Source organism: Candidatus Paracaedimonas acanthamoebae (assembly GCA_017307065.1).
Taxonomy (GTDB): domain Bacteria; phylum Pseudomonadota; class Alphaproteobacteria; order Caedimonadales; family Caedimonadaceae; genus Paracaedimonas; species Paracaedimonas acanthamoebae_A.
In genome coordinates this window covers 1-3,416 of the sequence record JAFKGL010000039.1, presented here as the reverse complement: position 1 = coordinate 3,416, position 3,416 = coordinate 1, and the positions used below count along the sequence as shown (strand labels likewise).

Annotated in this window: 3 protein-coding genes; all 3 read right to left on the bottom strand. The window is 30.5% G+C overall.

Features of this window, described 5'->3' with window-relative positions:
- The coding region (locus J0H12_07445; protein MBN9413733.1) for a hypothetical protein at nt 1-1,790 on the bottom strand (1,790 nt) is incomplete at its 3' end.
- Nucleotides 1,791-1,917: 127 nt separating this feature from the next.
- Nucleotides 1,918-3,060, bottom strand: coding sequence for a sel1 repeat family protein (locus J0H12_07440; protein MBN9413732.1), 1,143 nt, complete (start codon nt 3,058-3,060; stop codon nt 1,918-1,920).
- 133 nt (nt 3,061-3,193) lie between these two features.
- The coding region (locus J0H12_07435) for a hypothetical protein (protein MBN9413731.1) at nt 3,194-3,416 on the bottom strand (223 nt) is incomplete at its 5' end.

Here is a 3,416-nt window from a genome sequence, read left to right as displayed (position 1 = left end):
TGTTTTTGATTTTTTTCAGCAACCCAAGGAAAACTCAAAAGCCAATCAAGATATTTTCTAATTTCTGCAGCTTCTGGTGCAAAAGGTTGCATCATCTTCAAACGTTCAAATTCCTTTAATGCTTTTTTTTGTGCTTCTGGGGTAAATTTCTTATTGTTTATATCTTTTCTAATTTCCTGAAGATCAGACCCAATAATACTATTCATTCCTGATATTGGAGACATGCCCGAAATTTCATTTATAGTATGTGTTTCTTTAGAAGAAGATTGATTAGATGGTAAATTTAAAGGTTCATTAATTTGTTGTTGTTTATTTTCTTTGCTTAAGTCTTGAGTAAAATTGAAGGCTTGAAGATATTCTTGTATAAGATTATATAAAAGTTGGACTGATTTTTGGTCAGCTTCCTGAGGGCTTAATGAATTAACGTGCTCTTTATTTTCTTTAATAAACGCTTTCTTTTTCTCCTTAGACATTTCTTCATTTAAAAGAAGTGATTGTTGAGACCATGGCAACTGTGGGTGAGAATCATAATATATAAAAATAGGTAACTTTGAGGGTAAGTTTTTAATGTGTTTAAGAATAGAAATTCTGGTATTAAATCCATCCGATAACTCTGGATTATCCCCTAACAACTTAACAAGTTTATTTTTGTAAACAAACATTTTATCATTCAAGTATGATAAGTAAGATTTCCATTCATATATTCCATTATGAAGTACTAGACCGTCCATTAATGACGGATGTTTAAGAGCCACATGCAATAATGCATTTGCAGTATAGTCGTCTCCAACAGCTATTATTTTTTTAGTAGGAAACTTTTGATGAATTTTTTCTAAAATGTTTGAAAGATAGTTTTGGTAGCGATTAACGTCTCCAAAAGGTAGAGTACGATATTTACGGCCTAAATCTCTATAGCCAGGTTGGAAAACTGTTAAAGTTTCATAGCCTAATTTATCTCCTATGAATGAAATTTGATCGGTAAAAGGATTATACGTAGGTAAAAACAATAAATCTATTTGTGAAAATACAACAAATAAAAGATTACTTGGAGTTTTACTGACAGAGTGTCTTACAGGAACTTCTATATTAGAACCTATTTTAATTTTAAAATTGTGCTGATTAGTATTAATATAACCTTCTGCTTTTTCCTCAATAATTTTTTCAAAATATCCCTTATATGTAATAATTTTATTATTAAAACCATCGTTATATCTTAAATATGAGCAATCATTATTAGGATCATTTAAGATAATGCTAATTGGATATGGTTTATCATAATTACCTTTCTTTATTTTTTTATCCTTAAAGTCGAAATAGTATAAATTTGCTTTATCTCCGTCTTTCTCAGATAAAAAATAAAGGATATTATCGTTCTTATTGTAGATCATATTACCTTCAAGAAGAGGTTCTTTTTTACTAATAACAATATTTTCTAAGGTAGAGAAATCTATGACTGCTATATGATAAAGATTTTCTCCAGAACTAGCGTAATATAACCAATAATTATCTCCTAAAGCATGACAGTTCAAACCTCCTGGTAATGGCTGTGTTTCAAAGACAACTTGATTTTCCTTAACTCCTACAAAAAAAGAAGTTCTTTCTTTTTGACCTACTACTACCAAATAGTAAGTAACCCCATTACGTTCAACCATAGGAGAAGTTTTTACTTCCATTTTGTCTGGAATGGATATCTTTTTAAGCTTATCGTCTAGATAATTGTTAAAATTAAATTCATTTGCTTGAGCATGAGTTATAAAGCAAAAAATGATTAAAATAAGTGATTTGAACATCCTCTTCCCCTCTGATTCGACAGAAAATTATTATCACAGCAGATTTTACAATACAAAAATTTAATCTTGTTGAGAGAGACAGCTGTTAACAACCAAATTATTTAATTAAATGTGAAAGCCTTTATTATTATAATACTCTATTCACAATCTGTAAGGCTTCTTGAGCTGGAGAAAATCCTTTTGGCACTCCCTTCTCAAACCATCTCTTTGCTTCATTATAATCTTTACTAACTACTTTACCTTCGAAATAGAATTTACCCATGATAAATTCAGCTTCAGAATGCCCTTTTTCAGCAGCTTGGCGCATATATTCTAATGACTTTAATTTGTTATCATTCTCGAGATGAATAATTCCTAAATTATACTGGGCATAAGAATTATTTTTTTCGGCTGCTTTTTCAAACCATTTAATTGATTCATTTATATTTTTTAGAACACCAATACCTTCATAGTAAAACTTACCAAGTTTTACTTGTGCTTCAACTTCCCCTTTTTCAGCAGCTTTTAAGTACCACTTAGCCGCTTCTTCATAATTTTTTTCATTGCCGTATACTATTGCTAAGTTCATTTGGGCATCGAGATTTTCTTGTTCTGCTGCTTTTTCGAACCATTTAATGGCTTCTTTAGTATTTTTTGAAACACCAGTTCCTTCATAATAAGCCTTACCTAATATTATTTGTGCTTTAACGTGCCCTTTTTCAGCAGCTTTTAAATACCATTTAACTGCTTCTTCAAATTTATTCGCATTTTCATAAACTGTTGCTAAGTTTATTTGAGCATCAATATTTCCTTGATTTGCCGATTTTTCAAGCCACGTAATTGCTTGGTTCACATCTTGTTGTATGCCCCCTGTGCCTTTAAATTTTAGTAATCCAATATAAAGTTGAGCTTCTGGAATCCCTTGCTCTGCTGCTTTTTGAAGCCATTTTATTCCCTTTTGTAAGTCTTTTTGAACATTTTCTCCGGAAAAATACATCATACCTAGAAGATATTGAGATACAGCATGTCCTTCACCTGCAAGTTTATGGAGCATGGTAACAGCTTTTGGAATATCTCTATTATTATTAGGAACAAAATAATAATAGCCTGCTACATTATACTCGGCATTTTTATCTCCTGATTGGGCTTCTTTGATAAAAAAGTCGAGATTCTTTTCAATTTCTAAAGCTTGAGCATGTGGGTCATTAAATAATTTAACTTCTATATTTTTGGCTGTTGCTACAGAAAAAATAATAATATTGAGCAATATAACATGCACTAGTGTTTTCACTGATGACTTCCTCCCCTTGCATTTGAGATAATTCTTAATCTCATTTTATTAGGATTTACCACATCTTTCATGTTTTAGAAAAAATACGTAAAATTTTAGTTAATTTATAAAGATTTTTGTTTCTGGGAAAATTTTAAAATTTATACCCTATTTTGAAGAACCCTTCATGAGATTTTTGTTTTTTTCCAAGATCTCCATTGTATCCTATGGAGATATAGACATCATTCTTAAAAAGGGCAGTCAATCCTGCACCTGGACTAAAGAAACTATGATTCTTTTTATCACCAAAAACAGTAAAGCTTGGGAGTTGACCTATAAAAGATGAAGTAACTCTATGGGCATTCTTTAAACCTTTT